Source organism: bacterium (assembly GCA_040757115.1).
GTDB lineage: Bacteria > UBA9089 > CG2-30-40-21 > CG2-30-40-21 > SBAY01 > JBFLXS01.
This window is the reverse complement of the sequence record JBFLYA010000413.1, coordinates 1-1,670: the sequence shown is the minus strand read 5'-3', so window position 1 is coordinate 1,670 and position 1,670 is coordinate 1. Positions and strand designations below refer to the sequence as shown.

Here is a 1,670-nt window from a genome sequence, read left to right as displayed (position 1 = left end):
TGATTGTGGAAAACAACAAATTTCCATAAATTTCTATTAGTTTCTATTAATTTCAATTTTTTTAATAATATCTCCCTATCTCCTTAATCTCCACATCTCCTTTTGTTACACCACCTGAACGCTTACTCCAGAAAAGTGGAAGTTAATTTTGCAAAAACCATAAGGTTCGCACTACATTTATCAAATGTCACAGGTTAATTCGTGTCCTTATGTGGCTAATTTCTCTAATTCTCTGTGACTCTGTGCCTCTGTGGCTGAACGGTTACCCCTTGTGGTTGTCCACCTACGGAACGGACACGGACAAGCCCTGTCCTTACACTTCCGCCTTCTGTCCTCTCTTATTTATCCGTGCTAATCCGTGGCTGAATAGTTACAGAGACGATTGGCAAATCCGAGTTTGTTTTACTTATCCCTATATTACCCCATTCATTACCCTATTTATAGGTTTATTCCCCTATTCGTTTCCATTTAGCTGACTGTCCCTTACCCAGGCAGGTGATTTTCCCTTCTTTCTTCATCTGTCTGAAGAGAAGGCGAATCATATCTCTACTTATACCAGGGCATAATCGTTCAATATCAGACATAGAGAACTCGCCTTGCTGGCTGTTTATCATTTGCATCACTATTTCTGTCTTTGCCCCTTTGGTCGATTTAATGCTACTCGCCCTTTGTTCAAATTCCTTATAGGCAGAATGGACAGTTCCTAAAAAATAATGCAGCCACGGTGAAATATCGTGCTTTACCTCATGCCATTTTAAAGAGCTTTTCTGCAGGGCTTCGTAATATGTTTCTTTGGATTGCTCTATGATGCGTTCAAGGCTGATATATCTTCCAACTTCATAGCCGTGATGATATAATACCAGAAGAGTAAGTAGCCGTGATACCCTACCATTCCCATCACGAAATGGGTGGATACATAAAAAATCCAGTATAAGACAACCAACAGCATAAAGCGGGGGGTATTTCATCTGGTCAAGACTATGTCTATATAAAAGACATAGTTCTTCTATTGCGGCGGGTGTATCCTTAGCATCTACAGGCTTAAAAATTACCTCAACTGAGCCATCAGGATTTTTTCTTATAATATCGTTGTTTATTTCCTTCCATTCACCTGCGTCGCCTGTCTCTGCATGGCTTAAACGATGTAATTCTTTTATTGTCATAGGTGTTATCTCCAAAGTTTTATATTTCTTGTGAATCAAATCAAGGGCATTGCGGTATCCTGCTACTTCTTCTTCTGACCTGTCGCGAGGTTTAGTTCTATCTATGATAAGTGGTTTGAGCCTTTTTCTCTCTACGGTTACACCTTCAATACGATTTGATGATTCAGCACTTTCTATTAATGCCATTTCAACAAGGCTATTAATAATCTGAGACGATTGTTTCTTATAGAGCTCCTGTTTTCCCTTATATTCTGATATAGAATTCATAAGCCAAACAGCCCCTAAAGGCAAATCTATCTCTTTCTCTGTTCTTTTAAATGAATTCATTAGGTTCTTTCCTTTGTTTGCATTAGGCTTAAGCTGAAGCATTAAATCGTTTGTAAGCGTTCAGGTGGTGTAACAAAAGGAGATGTGGAGATTAAGGAGATAGGGAGATATTATTAAAAAAATTGAAATTAATAGAAACTAATAGAAATTTATGGAAATTTGTTGTTTTCCACAATCAAT

At 38.0% G+C, this 1,670-nt stretch carries 1 protein-coding gene; it reads right to left on the bottom strand.

Annotation, left to right across the window (positions count from 1 at the left end; translation table 11 throughout):
* Window positions 1-446: 446 nt before the first annotated feature.
* Entirely contained in the window at window positions 447-1,490 is a 1,044-nt protein-coding gene (locus AB1422_19260; GenBank protein ID MEW6621440.1) for a Fic family protein, read from the bottom strand.
* Window positions 1,491-1,670 lie beyond the last annotated feature (180 nt).